General features: G+C 58.4%; 15 protein-coding genes, 4 tRNA genes and 1 pseudogene. 14 read left to right on the forward strand and 6 right to left on the reverse strand.

Annotated elements, in window-relative coordinates; all coding sequences use genetic code 11:
* Positions 1-91 precede the first annotated feature (91 nt).
* Positions 92-634: a TetR/AcrR family transcriptional regulator gene (locus ACM6JQ_RS05670; RefSeq protein ID WP_095114103.1), complete on the reverse strand. Its 543-nt coding sequence runs from the start codon at positions 632-634 to the stop codon at positions 92-94.
* A gap of 91 nt (positions 635-725) precedes the next feature.
* On the opposite strand from ACM6JQ_RS05670, the gene ACM6JQ_RS05675 reads away from it, so the two are divergent.
* The 4 genes from ACM6JQ_RS05675 (at position 726) to ACM6JQ_RS05690 (ending at position 5507) form a co-directional block, all read left to right on the forward strand.
* The gene (locus ACM6JQ_RS05675; RefSeq protein ID WP_414893373.1) at positions 726-1913 is read left to right on the forward strand and encodes an MFS transporter; all 1188 of its coding nucleotides are present in this window, start codon (positions 726-728) and stop codon (positions 1911-1913) included.
* A 51-nt stretch (positions 1914-1964) separates the two neighbouring features.
* Positions 1965-2276, forward strand: coding sequence for a cupin domain-containing protein (locus tag ACM6JQ_RS05680; protein ID WP_095114101.1), 312 nt, complete (start codon positions 1965-1967; stop codon positions 2274-2276).
* A 105-nt stretch (positions 2277-2381) separates the two neighbouring features.
* Positions 2382-3533: a TDT family transporter gene (locus tag ACM6JQ_RS05685; RefSeq protein ID WP_414893374.1), complete on the forward strand. Its 1152-nt coding sequence runs from the start codon at positions 2382-2384 to the stop codon at positions 3531-3533.
* A gap of 99 nt (positions 3534-3632) precedes the next feature.
* Positions 3633-5507, forward strand: coding sequence for an MFS transporter (locus ACM6JQ_RS05690; protein WP_095114099.1), 1875 nt, complete (start codon positions 3633-3635; stop codon positions 5505-5507).
* A 112-nt stretch (positions 5508-5619) separates the two neighbouring features.
* Here the strand turns inward: ACM6JQ_RS05690 and sugE are convergent, their stop codons facing one another.
* From sugE to rdgC, 3 genes are all read right to left on the reverse strand, one after another.
* Positions 5620-5934 (reverse strand): quaternary ammonium compound efflux SMR transporter SugE, encoded by a 315-nt coding sequence (sugE, locus tag ACM6JQ_RS05695; RefSeq protein ID WP_003223093.1) that lies wholly within the window; start codon positions 5932-5934, stop codon positions 5620-5622.
* A gap of 119 nt (positions 5935-6053) precedes the next feature.
* Complete coding sequence (locus ACM6JQ_RS05700) at positions 6054-7019, reverse strand: bile acid:sodium symporter family protein (protein ID WP_095114098.1); 966 nt, start codon at positions 7017-7019, stop codon at positions 6054-6056.
* 151 nt (positions 7020-7170) lie between these two features.
* Entirely contained in the window at positions 7171-8091 is a 921-nt protein-coding gene (gene rdgC / locus ACM6JQ_RS05705) for a recombination-associated protein RdgC (RefSeq protein WP_007919763.1), read from the reverse strand.
* A 159-nt stretch (positions 8092-8250) separates the two neighbouring features.
* Between rdgC and ACM6JQ_RS05710 the strand changes: the two genes are divergently transcribed.
* The 4 genes from ACM6JQ_RS05710 (at position 8251) to ACM6JQ_RS05725 (ending at position 8784) form a co-directional block, all read left to right on the forward strand.
* A tRNA-Val gene (locus ACM6JQ_RS05710) sits at positions 8251-8326 on the forward strand.
* Between the two features lie 19 nt (positions 8327-8345).
* A tRNA-Asp gene (locus ACM6JQ_RS05715) sits at positions 8346-8422 on the forward strand.
* A gap of 190 nt (positions 8423-8612) precedes the next feature.
* A tRNA-Val gene (locus tag ACM6JQ_RS05720) sits at positions 8613-8688 on the forward strand.
* Between the two features lie 19 nt (positions 8689-8707).
* Positions 8708-8784, forward strand: a tRNA-Asp gene (locus tag ACM6JQ_RS05725).
* 113 nt (positions 8785-8897) lie between these two features.
* Here ACM6JQ_RS05725 and ACM6JQ_RS05730 read toward each other — a convergent pair.
* Together ACM6JQ_RS05730 and ACM6JQ_RS05735 are read right to left on the reverse strand one after the other, a co-directional pair.
* Entirely contained in the window at positions 8898-10064 is a 1167-nt protein-coding gene (locus ACM6JQ_RS05730; protein WP_123374684.1) for a catalase family protein, read from the reverse strand.
* Positions 10061-11869, reverse strand: a complete 1809-nt coding sequence (locus tag ACM6JQ_RS05735) for a di-heme-cytochrome C peroxidase (protein ID WP_414893375.1) — start codon at positions 11867-11869, stop codon at positions 10061-10063. The genes ACM6JQ_RS05730 and ACM6JQ_RS05735 overlap by 4 nt, the downstream gene beginning before the upstream one ends.
* 270 nt (positions 11870-12139) lie before the next feature.
* Here ACM6JQ_RS05735 and ACM6JQ_RS05740 point away from each other — a divergent pair, with 270 nt between their 5' ends.
* The 6 genes and pseudogenes from ACM6JQ_RS05740 to ACM6JQ_RS05765 form a co-directional block, all read left to right on the forward strand.
* The gene (locus tag ACM6JQ_RS05740) at positions 12140-12856 is read left to right on the forward strand and encodes an FKBP-type peptidyl-prolyl cis-trans isomerase (RefSeq protein WP_007919751.1); all 717 of its coding nucleotides are present in this window, start codon (positions 12140-12142) and stop codon (positions 12854-12856) included.
* A 294-nt stretch (positions 12857-13150) separates the two neighbouring features.
* Complete coding sequence (locus tag ACM6JQ_RS05745) at positions 13151-13606, forward strand: YkvA family protein (RefSeq protein WP_007919749.1); 456 nt, start codon at positions 13151-13153, stop codon at positions 13604-13606.
* 113 nt (positions 13607-13719) lie between these two features.
* Complete coding sequence (locus tag ACM6JQ_RS05750) at positions 13720-14061, forward strand: helix-turn-helix domain-containing protein (RefSeq protein ID WP_007919748.1); 342 nt, start codon at positions 13720-13722, stop codon at positions 14059-14061.
* Positions 14058-14429, forward strand: coding sequence for a hypothetical protein (locus ACM6JQ_RS05755; RefSeq protein ID WP_003223109.1), 372 nt, complete (start codon positions 14058-14060; stop codon positions 14427-14429). Before ACM6JQ_RS05750 ends, ACM6JQ_RS05755 begins: the two co-directional genes overlap by 4 nt.
* Entirely contained in the window at positions 14430-14837 is a 408-nt protein-coding gene (locus ACM6JQ_RS05760; protein ID WP_007919747.1) for an SEL1-like repeat protein, read from the forward strand.
* A gap of 238 nt (positions 14838-15075) precedes the next feature.
* A pseudogene (locus ACM6JQ_RS05765) lies at positions 15076-16320 on the forward strand (type IV secretion protein Rhs); the annotation flags it as partial.

Raw genomic sequence — 16320 nt, forward strand, 5'->3', positions numbered from 1 at the left:
TGTCGAGTGAAACGAGGCTGCGATCTTTTGATCTTTCAAAATCAAGATCAAAAGATCGCAGCGTGCCGCAGCTCCTACATGAATATCGGTGTCAGTCCTGACGCAGCGCGATATCAATCAGCCGATGAAGCTCATCCACCTCCAGCGCTGCCGCCGAAAACAGAATCCGGAACACCACCGGCGCCACCACCAGATTGATCAGCCGATCGACACTCGGTGCCACTTCATCCGGATGCCGCTCGATGATCGTCTGCAACTGCGCGCCGATGATCGTCACGCAATACCCCGGCGTCGCGCTCGCTTGCACGTCACGCATCATGTTGCGCCCAGGCTCGGAGCTCATCTCGTCGAGATACTGCTCGGCCCACGCGCGGATATCGCTGCGCAAGCTGCCGGTTTGCGCCGGCTCGCTGTCCGGGCGCATGCGGGCGAGGGCGACGTCTGCCAGCAACGCCGACAGATCACCCCAACGCCGGTAAATCGTCGACGGCGTCACCCCGGCGCGCGCGGCAATTTGCGGGACGGTCACGGTCGAGCGCTCCTGTTCTTGCAGGAGCGCTCGAACCGCCGAATGAATTGCATCTTGCACCCGGGCACTGCGGCCGCCGGGGCGTAAACCTTCTTTAATAGCCATGCGGCAGACCTTAACACAAAGAATTTGCTTTAAGCGCGAGGCAGTAGCACACTCCGCAAAAGCAAAAAATTAGCTTTTGCGGAGTGTGCCCATGACCAGCCTTGCTAACAACCGATCCAGCCTGTGGTTTCTGGCGATGACTTTACTGAGTTTTCTCGCCGCCTCCACGGCGCCGACGCCGTTGTATCACCTCTATCAGGATCAACTGCAGTTCTCGGCCGCGGTGCTGACGCTGATCTTTGGCGTGTATGCACTCAGTCTGTTGGCGGCGCTATTAACAGTCGACTCGCTGTCTGATCACCTCGGGCGCAAACCGGTGATCTTCACCGCTGTGGTGCTCAACGCGTTGGCGATGCTGCTGTTTATCTACGCCGACAGTGTGACTTGGCTGATCAGTGCGCGTGTACTCCAAGGTTTTGCGACCGGCATGGCCACCGCCGTTTTAAGCGCGACGTTGCTCGACACCGACCGTCAGCAAGGACCGTTGATCAACAGTGTGGCGCCGTTGCTTGGCATGGCATTGGGCGGTATGGGCTGCGGTTTGCTGGCCGAATTTGCGCCAGCGCCGTTGCAACTGAGCTATTGGCTGCTGCTCGCACTGTTTGTATTGCAGGGCATTTATGTCTGGCGCTTACCGGAAAGCGTCACTCCGCAAGCGGGGGCGTGGGCCTCGTTGCGGCCGACATTGCACGTGCCGATTCAAGCGCGGGCCACCTTGTGGCGCGTGTTGCCGCTGAATACGGTAACGTGGGCGCTCGGCGGTTTCTACGCCTCGTTGGCACCGTCATTGGTGCGCACCGCCACCGGTTCGACGTCCAATCTGATCGGCGGCGCAACCGTGGCCGCCCTGACAGTGACCGGTGCATTGATGATTTTCACCCTGCGCAATCGTCCCGCCGCACGGGCATTGCAGCTAGGCGCGAGCCTGCTGCCGATTGGTCTGGTGTTGATTCTGCTGGGTGTGCACAGCGCCAGTCTGTCGCTGTTTTTCCTTGGCACGCTGGTGGCCGGTTGCGGCTTCGGTGCAGGATTTCTCGGTGCGGTGCGCAGCCTCGTGCCGCTGGCCTTGGCCCATGAGCGCGCGGGGTTGATGGCCGCGTATTACGTGCTCAGTTATCTGGCGTTCTGCCTGCCGGCGTTGCTCGCCGGGCACTTGTCGCGCAGCTACGGATTGCTGGTGACCACCGATGGTTACGGGGCGATTTTGATCGTGTTGGCTGTCGCCGCGTTGTTGCTCAGCCTGCGTCCTGCGCCAGCCAAAGTGTGCCGCGCTCCATAATCACTGCGGTTTCGGTTAGCCTTGGCCCGCCTTCTTCTCACGGATCGACTCATGAAGATTATTCGCAGCAAAACCTTCACCGCCGAGCGCGCCTGGGGTGCGCTGGACATCGCCAACATGAACGGCATCACCACGCGCCTGCACTGGACCGATCAGCCGTACAAATGGCACATCAACGACGGCGAGGAAGTGTTTGTGGTGCTGGATGGGCAAGTGCTGATGCATTACCGCGAACTGGGCGAAGAAAAACAGGTGCAGCTGGATGTCGGTGACATCTTCTATGCGAGCGTCGGCACCGAGCACGTCGCCCATCCGCAAGGTTCTGCGCGGATTCTGGTGATCGAGAGCGAGGGCAGCGTCTGAATGCTTATTGGTAAAACAGATAACAGTTAGAGATATTACCCGTTATATAGATATTCGATTCGGTTCTACCATGGACTCAACCTCACCGGAGGACAGGAGTTCATGATGATTTGCCCCAATAGCGCCAAACCCGGCATCATGCCGTTCAGCCAGCTTCAGCATCCACGCGAAGTCATCCGTCAGTTCACCCCGAACTGGTTCGCTGCCACCATGGGCACCGGTGTGCTGGCGTTGGCGCTGGCGCAATTGCCTTTGGCCATTCCAGGCCTGCACGCCATCGCCGAAGGTCTGTGGTTGTTCAACATTCTGTTGTTCAGCGTGTTTGCCGCTGCCTATGCCGCACGCTGGATCTTGTTCTTCGATGAAGCGCGGCGGATTTTCGGCCACTCCACCGTGTCGATGTTCTTCGGCACCATTCCCATGGGCCTGGCGACGATCATCAACGGATTTCTGCTGTTCGGCCTGCCGCGCTGGGGCGACGGTGTGATTCATCTTGCCGAAGTGCTGTGGTGGATTGATGTGGCCATGTCACTGGCTTGCGGCGTGTTGATTCCGTACCTGATGTTTACCCGTCAGGAACACAGCATCGACCAGATGACCGCCGTTTGGCTGTTGCCGGTCGTCGCAGCCGAAGTGGCAGCGGCCAGCGGTGGTTTGCTCGCGCCGCATCTCAACGATGCCCACTCGCAACTGGTGGTACTGACGACAAGCTACGTGCTCTGGGCTTTTTCCCTGCCGGTAGCGTTCAGCATTCTGACGATTCTGCTGCTGCGCATGGCCCTGCATAAACTGCCACACGAAAACATGGCCGCTTCGAGCTGGCTGGCCCTCGGTCCGATCGGTACCGGTGCGCTGGGCATGTTGCTGCTCGGCGGTGATGCGCCAGCGATCTTCGCGGCCAACGGTCTGCCGGGCATCGGCGAGATCGCCTCGGGTCTGGGACTCATTGCTGGCATTACCCTGTGGGGCTTTGGGCTGTGGTGGATGCTGATGGCGCTGCTGATCACCGTGCGGTATTTGCGTGACGGCATCCCGTTCAACCTTGGCTGGTGGGGATTCACCTTTCCGTTGGGCGTGTATTCGCTGGCAACCCTGAAACTGGCGAGCACCTTGAACCTGACGTTTTTCAGCGTCGTCGGCACGCTGTTGGTGATGTTGCTGGCGGTGATGTGGCTGATCGTCGGTAAACGCACCGTGCAGGGCGCCTGGCGTGGCGAGCTGTTTGTCTCGCCGTGCATTGCAGGTTTGAAGAAATAACCTGAAAAGTTTAGGTAAGGTGTGGCCTGGATCGCGCTTCGAGAATCCAATAAGCAGTACCCAGGCCTCTCTACCTTAAACATCAGGGAAACACGGAAGATGAGTCACCCCTCACAGTTCAACCTGCTGCGCACCCGGCGCTTCTTGCCGTTCTTCATCACGCAGTCGCTCGGCGCCTTCAACGACAACGTGTTCAAACAGTCGCTGATCCTCGCCATTCTCTATCGGCTGACCATCGAGGGTGACCGTTCGATCTGGGTCAACCTGTGTGCGTTGCTGTTTATCCTGCCGTTTTTCCTGTTCTCGGCACTGGCCGGGCAGTTTGGCGAAAAGTTCGCCAAGGACGCGCTGATTCGTCTGATCAAACTCGCGGAAATCGCGATCATGGCCGTAGGATCGGTCGGTTTCCTCTTCGATCATTTGTCGCTGATGCTGGTGGCGCTATTCGCCATGGGCACGCATTCGGCGCTGTTCGGGCCGGTGAAATATTCGATCCTGCCGCAAGCGCTGCGCGAGGATGAACTGGTTGGCGGCAACGGCCTGGTGGAGATGGGCACGTTTCTGGCGATTCTCGCCGGGACGATTGGCGCCGGGGTCATCATGTCTTCCTCGCACTATGCGCCGTTGGTGTCCTGCGCGATCGTCGGGATTGCCGTGCTGGGCTATTTGGCCAGTCGCAGCATTCCCCGTGCAGCGGCGTCCTCCCCGGAAATGCGCCTGAACTGGAACATCTTCAGCCAGTCGTGGGCGACGTTGAAACTCGGTCTGGGCCAGACTCCGGCGGTGTCACGCTCGATTGTCGGCAACTCGTGGTTCTGGTTTGTCGGGGCGATTTACCTGACGCAGATTCCGGCTTACGCCAAGGAATGGATGCACGGCGATGAAACCGTTGTAACGCTGATTCTCACGGTGTTCTCGGTCGGTATTGCGCTGGGTTCGATGCTTTGCGAGAAGCTGTCCGGGCGCAAGGTCGAGATCGGTCTGGTGCCGTTCGGCTCATTTGGTCTGACTGTGTTCGGCCTGCTGCTCTGGTGGCACTCCGGCGGAATTCCCGACAGTGTCACTGGCCATAGCTGGATTGAGGTGCTGGGCTTCGTGCACACCTGGGCGGTGTTGGTCGATATTCTCGGTCTCGGCATCTTCGGTGGTTTCTACATCGTGCCGCTGTATGCCTTGATCCAGTCGCGCACTGCCGAGAATGAGCGGGCGCGGGTGATTGCCGCCAACAACATTCTCAACGCGTTGTTTATGGTGGTATCAGCCATCGTCTCGATCGTGCTGCTGAGCGTGGCCAAGCTGTCGATCCCGCAGTTGTTCCTCGTGGTGTCGCTGCTGAATATCGGCGTCAACGCCTACATCTTCAAAATCGTCCCCGAGTTCAGCATGCGTTTCATGATCTGGCTACTCAGCCATTCCATGTACCGCGTCGAGCACCGTAACCTTGAGGCGATTCCCGATGAAGGCGCGGCATTGCTGGTGTGCAACCACGTGTCGTTCGTCGATGCCTTGCTGATTGGCGGCGCGGTGCGTCGGCCGATTCGCTTTGTCATGTACTACAAGATCTACAACTTGCCGGTGCTGAACTTTATCTTCCGCACAGCGGGAACAATTCCGATTGCCGGACGTAATGAAGACATCCAGATTTACGAAAAGGCCTTCACGCGCATTGCTCAATATCTGAAGGAGGGTGAGTTGGTGTGCATCTTCCCGGAAGGCAAGTTGACTGCCGATGGCGAGATGAACGAATTCCGCGGTGGGCTGACGCGGATTATCGAGGAGACGCCGGTGCCGGTGATTCCGTTGGCGTTGCAGGGGTTGTGGGGGAGTTTCTTCAGTCGCGATCCGAATAAAGGTGTGTTTCGGCGGTTGTGGTCGCGGGTGACGTTGGTGGCGGGTGCGCCGGTGGGCGTGGATGCTGCTGAGCCGGCGCAGTTGCAAGTGTTGGTGGGGGAGTTGCGCGGGGCCGTCAGATAGTCGGCGATTTTAAGGGCCTCTTCGCGAGCAGGCTCGCTCCCACAGTTGATCGTATTCCTCTGACGGAACGCGGTTGAGTGTGGGAGCGAGCCTGCTCGAAAGCGCTAGTGGCTTAAGCGCTGACCTTGAGGCCAATCAACCCGGTAATGATCAACGCTACGCTGGCCAGCCGAATCAACGCCATCGACTCGCCAAACAGAATGATCCCGGCAATCACCGTGCCCACGGCACCGACACCGGTCCAGATCGCATAGGCCGTGCCCAGCGGCAATTCCTTCATCGCAAGGCCAAGCAGGCCAAGGCTGATGGCCATGGCCGCAACGGTCAGAACGGTGGGCAGCGGGCGGGTGAAGCCGTCGGTGTATTTCAGGCCGACGGCCCAGCCGACTTCGAACAGGCCGGCGAAAAACAGAATGATCCAGGACATGCAAGACCTCCATCGATAGACGGGGTCGTCCCCAGATTAATAACTCGATCGAGCCGCAGGGTCGTCCCCGCGTTGCGCGCTAGTTTGACCAGCATTAACCCGGGGATCAAGTTTCGAGGTCAGTCAGCCGCTTGCTGCGCCAGGGTCTCGCGATCTTCCTTTTCACTCATGCGCCGGAAGTAAGTCGACAGCAGCGCGCCGGAAATATTGTGCCAAACGCTGAACAACGCGCTCGGCACCGCCGCCAATGGCGAAAAATGCGCACTGGCCAATGCAGCGCCCAATCCCGAATTCTGCATACCCACCTCCAGCGCCAGCGACTTACGCTGGGCCAGCGGCAGCTTGAATAGACGCCCGGTGAAGTAGCCCAGCAAATAACCGAAGCTGTTGTGCAGCATGACCACGGCCATGATCAGCAGACCGGATTCGGCGATTTTCGCCTGGCTGGCGGCCACGACGGCGGTGACGATAATGACGATGCTGACCACCGACACCAGCGGCAACACATCGACGGCGTGACGAACCTTGTCGCCAAGCAAACGCTGGGCAACCACGCCAAGAATGATCGGTAGCAACACCACTTGCAGGATCGACCAGAACAGCTCCATGAACGATACCGGCAGCCATGCCGAAGCCAGCAGCCAGATCAGCGCCGGGGTCAGCAGTGGGGCGAGGAGGGTGGTGACGGCGGCAATGGCCACCGATAACGCCAGATCACCCCGGGCCAGCCAGGTCATGACGTTGGAAGAAGTGCCACTCGGGCAGCAGCCGACCAGAATCACCCCGACGGCGATTTCCGGCGGCAGGTGGAACACTTGGCAGAGCAACCACGCCACACCGGGCATGATCACGAAATGCGCGACTACGCCCAGCGCCACGCGCCACGGATGGCGGGCGACGGCAGCGAAGTCGTCAAGTTTGAGGGTCAGGCCCATGCCGAACATCACCAGGCCCAGCAACGGTACGATCGCGCCTTTGAGGCCGAGGAACCACGCCGGTTGCAGGAACGCAATCACCGCGAAAATCAGAACCCAGTAAGCGAAGGTATTGCCGACAAAGCGGCTGAGTGCAGCCAGTGCGCGCATGGCTTGATCCTTATTATGTGAAAGCGTTAGGAAGCTAAGCATACGTCGCCAGCAAAAAGATCGCAGCCTCCGGCAGTTCCTACAGAAAAACACGTCCTCTGTAGGAGCTGCCGAAGGCTGCGATCTTTTAAGCGTTCACACAAAAAACCGATCAGATCCCCTGCGGAGTCTCTTCGCCACCTAACGCTTCCACCAGCGCCGGCAGGAAATCACCGAAGGTCAGCATCATCAGGGTGAAGCTGGCATCCAGTTGACCCAGTGCCTCATCACCACCGTCCTGTTCCGCCTGATCCTGCAACAGATCTTCGAACTTCAGACGTTTGACAGTCATCTTGTCGTCGAGCATGAACGACAGTTTGTCCTGCCATGCCAGCGACAACTGAGTGACCACTTTGCCGGTGCTCAGGTGCAGCTGGATTTCTTCGCTGGTCAGGTCCTGACGCTTGCAACGGACGATACCGCCGTCTTCGTGGGTGTCGCGCAGTTCGCACTCGTCCAGTACATAGAAGTCGTCGGCGGCTTTTTGCGTGGTGACCCATTCGGTCATGGTCGCGGTAGGCGACATTTTCACGGTCAGCGGACGGACGGGCAGGGTGCCGATCACTTCACGCAGGGTCGACAGCAGGTCTTCGGCACGTTTCGGGCTGGCCGAGTTGACCAGGATCAGACCCTGTTTCGGCGCGATGGCGGCGAAGGTCGACGAGCGACGGATAAAGGCGCGCGGCAGGAACGCCTGGATGATTTCATCCTTGATCTGGTCGCGTTCCTTCTTATAGACCTTGCGCATCTGCTCGGCTTCGATCTCTTCGACCTTTTCCTTGACCGCGTCACGCACGACGCTGCCCGGCAGAATGCGTTCTTCTTTACGCGCGGAAATCAGCAGGAAGTCACCGCTGACGTGCACCAATGGAGCATCTTCGCCTTTGCCGAACGGCGCGACGAAACCGTAGGTGGTCAACTCCTGGCTTGCACATGGACGCGCCAGTTTGGTGGCCAGTGCAGTTTCCAGCGCCTCGGCATCGACAGGCAGGTCTTGGGTCAGGCGATAGATAAGCAGGTTTTTGAACCACATGGGGTGAGTCTCTCCTTTATACAAAGGGGGGCATTATTGTCTTCGCCGTCTCATAGGCCAACCCTTCTCTAAGCCTTTGGAAGGCCTGAGAAAATTATTTAAAAAAGTGCTTGCCAGAGGTTGGGTCGCTCCGTAGAATGCGCGCCACACCGAAGCGAAGGGTGATTAGCTCAGCTGGGAGAGCGTCTGCCTTACAAGCAGAATGTCGGCGGTTCGATCCCGTCATCACCCACCATTCGTTTCAAGTGTTTAGCGCAGCGGTAGTTCAGTCGGTTAGAATACCGGCCTGTCACGCCGGGGGTCGCGGGTTCGAGTCCCGTCCGCTGCGCCATATTCGGTAACCTGGACCACTGAACGCCAGGTCACCACGGAAAAACCCGCCAAGGCGGGTTTTTTTCTGCTCCAAGGTTGTATCCGCGGGATGTGTCGTTTTACCGGTTTTCGGATTTATTTGAAAAAAATTCAATTAAATCAACACTTTACGAAAACTTGTGGCATAATGCGTCCCGTAACGAAGCGAAGGGTGATTAGCTCAGCTGGGAGAGCGTCTGCCTTACAAGCAGAATGTCGGCGGTTCGATCCCGTCATCACCCACCATTCGTTTCAAGCGTTTCGCGCAGCGGTAGTTCAGTCGGTTAGAATACCGGCCTGTCACGCCGGGGGTCGCGGGTTCGAGTCCCGTCCGCTGCGCCATATTCGGAATCTGGAACACTGAACGCCAGATTCCACAGAAAGCCCGCCTAGTGCGGGCTTTTTGCTGTCCCGGATTTGTTGATTTCAAGTTTCCACGGTGTCATGACACCGTGCTACTGCGCAGCATTTTGGCTGTGTCGATAGTCGCTCACTGCCTCATATACCGTTTTACGCAAGCGGTTGATCCCGCCAATCGGCCGATGCGCCTCAAGCCCGAACCACGGATTAAACGAAAGGTTGTCACACGCCAGATTTAGCGCCGGGGTATCGAAATCCTGCGGCGGCAGGGTAATCCGCGCGACCGTTTCAAAGGGTGAGTCCTGCTCGCGCCATTCGATGCTGGTGTCTTCGATCGGCATGTACTTGTTGGCATCCTGGCGCTGGATCTGCAGTACGAAACAGGCTGGTATCCGGTCCGTCGACAACTGCTGAGTCAAAGCGCTGCGCAGGAAATTCGGCAGGTCGTGGTTCTGTTTGGGCAGTGTATAGGCAGGGCAACTGTCCGGATCGGGTGCAACACGAAACTTTGCATTGGCTTCCCCGAACTTGTAGGGGGAAACCGAAAAGTATGTCGTCGCTGTCGGGCTGTCCGGTGGCGGCGATAGCGTTGCCAAGGCAATAAACAAATGGCGGATCTGCCAGCTGCGCGGATCCCAGCCGGGGAAAAACGCCATGACCTTTTTGCCGTCAGCCTGCGCCGCCACATTCTGACGGTACTCGGCGACATCGCTGACAAAAAAGTTCGGGTGGCTGAACATCACGAAATCCTGCTCAGGCTGTGACTGGCGATTGCCAAGCAGCTGTTTTCCCGATACGTCCAGCAGTTTGATCGCCATGCCCCGCGCGTCGCGGAGGCTGTCGAACTGTGGGTAGGCATTGCCATTGGACAGGCGAATCATCGCTTGCCAGGTTTTGCCGGGCTCACTGAACACGCCTTGTCGCAGCGACTGCGCGAGTTGCGGCAACACCTGCACCTGAGCTTTTACACAACCATGAGCCTTGGCATGGGCGTCGCGCAGATACCGTGTGCTTTCTCGGTGTTGATCGACGATGCGTACGGCGGTCTGGATCACGTCCTGGGTCATCGCCGCTTCGCCGGTGGGAATCTGCTCCTGCGCCGACACCGGGCCACGGTGTTGCCAGGCAAACCAGACCGTAGCGATGGCCCAGCCGAGCAAGCCGATGACAAGCGCTATCAACAGAACCTTGCCCAGCAAACGACCCAGCCACAACCAGAATCTGGCCAGCAGCGACTGTTCTTTCTTGAAGGTTGAGATCATGGCAGTTGCGCCTCCAGTGGGCCGCCGAGGACTTTCAGGTACTCAAGAAGCGCCCAGCGTTCTTCGGGCTGCAATAGCCGGCCAATCACGCCGTTACCACGTTCGCCGGCGCGGAACTCATGGCCGCTGTTGTGGTTGCCGGTGATCCGCGTATCGAACAGGAAGCCATTGGTAAACGCTTCGGTGCGATACCCCAGATGTCGCGGATCGTATTCAAAGGTGCCTTTGAAGAAGGTTGTGGCGCGCTCATCCTGCGGCGACAGCAACTGATAGATGTTCGGTACCGAACCGTTGTGCAGGAACGGAGCGGTGGCCCAGATACCGGCCAGCGGGCGGGCCTTGTAAGCGACTTTTTCGCGAACGCCGATCGGCAGGCCAAAGCCGTCCACGCGTGGTTTTTCCTGCGGCGTGACGTTGGCTTCGCGATAGGCGCGGTCTTCGACGAAAGCGGTGACGTAAGCCAAGCCCTTGGCCACCGATAACTGGCTCAAATCCAGTGGCTCCTTGGGTGTCGGATGCAGTTTGACGTCCATTTTTTCCAGTTCTTTCAGATCCCACTGCAGGGCTGTCAGGTCGAAACGGTGGTTGGCGATATTGTCGGCAGCGGTCGGGTCGGTGCCGATGACATTGACCGGCAGCATGTGCAAATGCTGCACCCAGCGCTCACCTTCCTGAGTCTGGCGCGGTACGTGACAACCGGCGCAGTTCTCGACAAATAGCGTGCGGCCCTTGGCTGCCAAGGGTTTGTCGATGGCGCCAAACAGATCCTCTGGCCAGGCTGGCGGCTTGAGTCTTTGCAGGGTTTCTTCGATTTTGTGCAGATCACGCACGCGCACGCTGGAGGCATAGCGTGCTTCGCCTTGCAGCGGCTGGCCGTTGGCATCGAAAAAATTCAGGGTGGCGCCGACGCCTAACGCTTCACCGATATTGCGCGCCATTGGTTGCTGCGCCGAGCCGTTCCACTGCACCCAATCGAACGTCCACATGTCCCAGAGCTGCGGGTAATCCACCGGAGCATTGGCCACGCGGTAGTTGGCGGGGGAAATCGCATCGCCAAACGTCGCATTGGCAATGCGTCCGAAAGCATCGGCGCGGCCGGGACCTTCTTCGGTCGGGTAGAGGCCGCGATGGGTATCGTTCCAGGCGACTTTGAGGAATGTATTCAGTGAGGTTTTGAAGTCTTTGCGCAATTGCTCGTGACGCGTGTCGTATTCGTCCCCCAGCACGGTCCGGGCAAAGCGTTCGAATTTCCATGGGTTGTAATAAGTCGCGGTCAGACTTGCCACCAATGCCTGTCCGAAACTGCCACCACGCAAAGTAGGAACACTGGAAGGCAACACATGTTGCGCGGTACCCCCGTCAATTCGCACGGCCTGGCCGTTGATGCGCAATTCGCCGGTATGGCAAGCGGCGCAAGTAATGTCCAGATATTGCTCAGAGCTGCCGGGATTCTGATGGCGGGCAAAACCGACGGGGAGGTTGCCGGGGTTGTTCGCCGTGGCTTTGTGCTGCGGATCAATCAGAAAACCGAAGCGCGCGAGGTAATCGGAGGACGCGAAACGCTGTTCAGAAAAAGGCAGCTCCAAGGCCTGGAACCACTCGTAGCGAAGGCCTTTGACCTGCGTACCCTGAGGCGTGAAATAGTAGGTTTGCCGGTCTTCGTCACTCCACTGATCGAGGTAATGCACCTGCTCGGCGGGGGTGTAGAAGGGCAATTTCGGGTTGGCGACGTAATACAGGACCACGGCAAGAACCAGTCCCAGCAGCACGACGATCAGGGTCAGCACACGGAATAAGAGGCGCAAGATAAACATCCTTGTCGATTTGTTCCGCTGTTATGCCTGAGCACGCCCCCATGCGGCAAGTGGCCATTACGCCAGATGATGCGAGAAGGAACGACGCTGATTGTCGGGACAAGATGACAGAAGCTTCATCGTCGCTTCGCCTCGATGCGTTTTAATCCCTGAACTTATCGGAAGTTTCCTGCTCTCATGCCGGTAGCCATTGGTCGTGGCGGCCTGATAAGCTCGCGGCTTTACTCGATTGCCCTTTCGGCGCATGAACAAGGAAATAGCATGAAACAGCATCGGTTGGCGGCGGCGGTTGCCCTGGTTAGCCTGGTCCTCGCGGGTTGTGATTCGCAGACCAGCGTAGAGCTGAAAACCCCGGCGCAAAAAGCTTCCTACGGTATCGGCCTGAACATGGGCAAGAGCTTGGCTCAGGAAGGCATGGATGATCTGGACTCCAAAGCGGTAGCCCAGGGCATCGAAGATGCCGTCGGCAAGAAAGAACAGAAGCTGAAAGATGAAGAACTGGTCGAAGCCTTCGCCGCGCTGCAAAAGCGTGCTGAAGAGCGTATGGCCAAAATGAGCGAAGAGTCGGCTGCGGCTGGCAAGAAGTTCCTCGAAGAAAACGGCAAGAAGGCGGGTGTAACCACCACTGCTTCCGGCCTGCAATACGAAGTGGTCAAGAAAGCCGACGGCCCACAGCCCAAGCCGACTGACGTAGTGACTGTTCACTACACCGGCAAGCTGACCAACGGCACCGTATTCGACAGCTCCGTCGAGCGCGGCAGCCCGATCGATCTGCCGGTAAGCGGCGTGATTCCGGGTTGGGTTGAAGGTCTGCAACTGATGCACGTTGGCGAGAAGTACAAACTGTACATCCCTAGCGATCTGGCTTATGGCGCTCAGTCGCCAAGCCCGGCAATCCCGGCCAACTCGGTTCTGGTCTTCGACCTGGAACTGCTGGCCATCAAGGATCCAGCCAAAGAAGCCGCTGCTGCCAAGTAATTGGTAAAGGCTTCAACAACAACGCCTCGCTTATGCGGGGCGTTGTTGCATCTGGACCCTGGCAAGGGTAAACAGAGCGAACCGATGGCGGTCGGGAGAGTCATAGCCAATGAGACTGCCATCGCTAGCCGCCCTGAGCAGCCAAGTCAATGAAATATTGGGGTTTTTTATGTGAGTAAAAAACGCCCGATCTGAGCGCAGCCCTTATGAAACGGGGCTTTCAGCGCTGAAATGCAGCTCTGTTCACAAGGTTATCCACAATTTGTGTGGATAACATTTCAACGGGAGGAATAGATGAAAGCTCCGTGGAATTTTGCTCGATTCCTGCCCTTGGCCGGCCGCCTGCTCGCACGCGGCCGTTTGCCGACCTTATTGTTTGCGGTTGCCAGCAAAGGCGCTGCGCAGGGCAATCGCCTCGGTAAACTCAAGGACGATTTACGTTTACTCCAGGCTTTGTGCCTGGCCTATTGGCGCGGCGAGTACCGGGCCATCAGTGGCAAAGCGCTGGTGTCGGTGGTGGCAGGTTTGATGTACTTCCTCAGCCCGGTGGATGCGATTCCGGATTTCATTCCCGTATTCGGCATGCTCGACGACATCGCCGTCCTCGCCTGGCTGATGAAAACCCTCGACGATGAGCTCAATGCCTTTCGCCTGTGGCGCAATCGTCAGCAACCGGAAAAGCTCGCAGTCGTCGAACGCCTGCCGGATACCCCCGAGCAACTGCAACTTCAGGGGCCGAAAAAAACCTGATTCCTCAACACCCGCCTACAGATAGATACCCCCCGCGACCTTGGCCGCTGTTAGGATTACACTTCTAGGGAAAAGTGCCGACTCGCTAAGTGTTGTTGTCCTACGGGGTAGTCATGGATATTCAGATAATTGCACGCGATGGCGAACCCGAATACGCGGTTCTGCCGTGGGCTCAGTATCAGGCTCTACTAAAAGCAGCAGGCATTAATGAAACACCGTCGCGTCCGGCACCTACGCCGCTCGCGGCCTCACCAGACACGATTCTTCCAGGTCTGGATCAACTACGCAGTTTGCGCGAAGGGAAGGGCATCGCCATTGAGGCGTTGGCCCGCACGGTAGGCATCAGCCCGTCTTATCTGGCCATGATCGAAAGTGGCGAGCGTCAGCCCGACGCCGCGATTCGCCGCAGCCTGGCCTGGGAATTGACGGTGCCAGGGTGGAGGGATGAATCGTGAGCGTACGCATCAGTCGTCAACATTGGGACGGATTGCTCGGAGAACTGGATCAAGCGCGCCGTCAGCGCCATCTACTGACTTATCGGGCCTTGCTCGAGCGATTGCAATTGCCGACACCGGCCATGCAAACCTTGACCGCCGCGCTTGAGCATCTGGCCGCGCTGGATGCCAAGGCCGAACAACCGTTGCGCAGTTCACTGGTGATCAGCCAAGGTGCCAGTCGCCTGCCGCGTACCGGTTTCTTTGAGTGTGTTGAACGTCTGGGGCGTTTTTCCGGGCCGTCCGATGGTGTTGCTGCGGCCTCTTGGCATGCTTCGGAAGTTGTCCGTGTTTTTGAATACGAGTACCCGGAATCGGCGGAGGCCTGAGTGTTTTTACGACTCAAGGCGCGGGCCAGTTACTGGCTGGCCCGTAGGCTGTTTCACTGGTCATGGTTCGTTCGACAACCGCGTGGCTGGCGCTGGCTCGAAGGGCAGTTTGCGCGCATGGCCAACCTTGGCGATGTCGGTGCGCAGAGCTTCTATGGGCACATCCTGACCTTTCGCGGTGTCGGCTTGGGCGCGCGTGAAGAAGGTGTGCGCCTGTTGCGCTTGGCGGCGCTCGCAGGCGATGGCAAGGCGGCTTATCAGGTCGGTGTGATCAGTCTGGCCGGGACGCTGGGTAAACTCCCGGACCCTGTCGAAGCCGCACGCTGGTGGGGGATGGCTGCCAAAGCCGGGCATCCGTTGGCTGAGCTCAAATTGAAAGAGCTGAGCGCTCGGGATTCAACGCAGTAAATCCATTTGTGTCCGCACGATAAACGCGGCGTGAGGTTTTCCTCACGCCGCGTTTGCGTTTCTGTGCACCTGTTTAGCTGCTGGTGATGCTTTACAGATAAGTCCTACAGTCATCGCCTACTTGCCTGACTTCTTTCCTGATTGATCCCCCGCACAGTTCCCGCGCCTAATTTTTGCGCGAGGGAACGCTCATGTTTGATCCGCTTATTCAGTCCACTTCGCACACCCGCGTGCGCTGATGGACGCCGTCACCCGCATCGAGCAAGCACTCGACAGCTTTCCCGCCACCCTCAGTATTTACCGCGAACAGCTCAAGCATTGGGCCAGTCACGCGGCGGACAAGGTCAGCCACGCTGCGGATCTGCCGTCGCTGATGGGCATGGAGCGGATCATTCGCTTCGGCTCCGATAGCACTGCCGTCAGCAGCACCGACAACGAATTTTTCTCAGGTGTCGTCCAGTGCCCGAAGGGCGGGTTGATGCAGATCGAGAGCAAGTTCGAGTCGGTCTACGACATTCCGCTGGGCAACATCGTGGTCGATGTGATCGCCATGGACGGTGGCGTAACCACCCCTATCACCCTTGATGAGCAAGGCAAGGGCTCTTTCAAAGGAATACCTGGCAGGTTCTACCGGGTGCAGGTGCACAGCGATGTCACTCCGGATCAGGTCGAGGACCTTTTCAAAGCTTATGACGGCCTGACCGCTGAGCTGGATGGCTGGCTACGCAGTGAATGGAAGAGTTTCAAGCCGCAGTGGTCGCAGTCGGTGGCGACGGCGGCAGGCAACGGCATGCTCGCCGGGAGCTGGGCGGCCATCGAGGGGGTGTGGGACAGCATTGGTTTGCTCTCGGACATTCTCCAGGATCCCGGCCAGTTTGTTGAGCGCTTGGGCAGTGGCGCGGCAGATCTGATCGAGCTGGCGAAAACTGCGCCCGAGGTCATGGAGAAGCTGCAACTGCTGGTCAGTGACGAAGCTGCACTGTGCTTATTGCTGCGCACTGCCAGCCTTTGGCTTGAGATGCTGCCGCCCAGTGAAGTCGCCGGCAAAACGGCGGAAGCGGCGTCGATGATGATGGTGCAGTTGCTCATCGATGTGCTGATCAGCGTCGTCTTGACGTTTGTCAGTGGTGGCGCAGGCATCGCTTATCTGACGCTGCGTCTGGCGGATCGCGCCGTGCAATTGCTGTCGGCGGTGAAGCGTTTGGTGAAGGCGATGTTCGGCATCGTCGAAGGGTTCATCAAATACGTCGATCAATACAAAAGCGTTGCCGCCCGAGGCATCGCCACCGGGGTGAAAAAGGGCCGGATGCAATTGCGCTGGAATGCGCAGCGCAACACCTTGTTGAAGAAAGACGAGCCTCACGACGACTCGCCGGATCAGGCGAAAAACCCCAACGGCGACAGCGCCGATTGCGTGCCGCGCACCTGCACCAACGGCTGCCCGGTATCGATGGTCACCGGTGAAGAACTGCTGACCCTGACT

The sequence above is a fragment of the Pseudomonas sp. IT-232MI5 genome, from assembly GCF_949767845.1.
In the GTDB taxonomy this organism is placed as follows: domain Bacteria; phylum Pseudomonadota; class Gammaproteobacteria; order Pseudomonadales; family Pseudomonadaceae; genus Aquipseudomonas.

Coding starts and splice junctions, on each gene's coding strand:
- ACM6JQ_RS05670 (WP_095114103.1), bottom strand. CDS start 634: ATGGCTATTAAAGAAGGTTTACGCCCCGGCGGCCGCAGTGCCCGGGTG.
- ACM6JQ_RS05675 (WP_414893373.1), top strand. CDS start 726: ATGACCAGCCTTGCTAACAACCGATCCAGCCTGTGGTTTCTGGCGATG.
- ACM6JQ_RS05680 (WP_095114101.1), top strand. CDS start 1,965: ATGAAGATTATTCGCAGCAAAACCTTCACCGCCGAGCGCGCCTGGGGT.
- ACM6JQ_RS05685 (WP_414893374.1), top strand. CDS start 2,382: ATGATTTGCCCCAATAGCGCCAAACCCGGCATCATGCCGTTCAGCCAG.
- ACM6JQ_RS05690 (WP_095114099.1), top strand. CDS start 3,633: ATGAGTCACCCCTCACAGTTCAACCTGCTGCGCACCCGGCGCTTCTTG.
- sugE (WP_003223093.1), bottom strand. CDS start 5,934: ATGTCCTGGATCATTCTGTTTTTCGCCGGCCTGTTCGAAGTCGGCTGG.
- ACM6JQ_RS05700 (WP_095114098.1), bottom strand. CDS start 7,019: ATGCGCGCACTGGCTGCACTCAGCCGCTTTGTCGGCAATACCTTCGCT.
- rdgC (WP_007919763.1), bottom strand. CDS start 8,091: ATGTGGTTCAAAAACCTGCTTATCTATCGCCTGACCCAAGACCTGCCT.
- ACM6JQ_RS05730 (WP_123374684.1), bottom strand. CDS start 10,064: ATGATCTCAACCTTCAAGAAAGAACAGTCGCTGCTGGCCAGATTCTGG.
- ACM6JQ_RS05740 (WP_007919751.1), top strand. CDS start 12,140: ATGAAACAGCATCGGTTGGCGGCGGCGGTTGCCCTGGTTAGCCTGGTC.
- ACM6JQ_RS05745 (WP_007919749.1), top strand. CDS start 13,151: ATGAAAGCTCCGTGGAATTTTGCTCGATTCCTGCCCTTGGCCGGCCGC.
- ACM6JQ_RS05750 (WP_007919748.1), top strand. CDS start 13,720: ATGGATATTCAGATAATTGCACGCGATGGCGAACCCGAATACGCGGTT.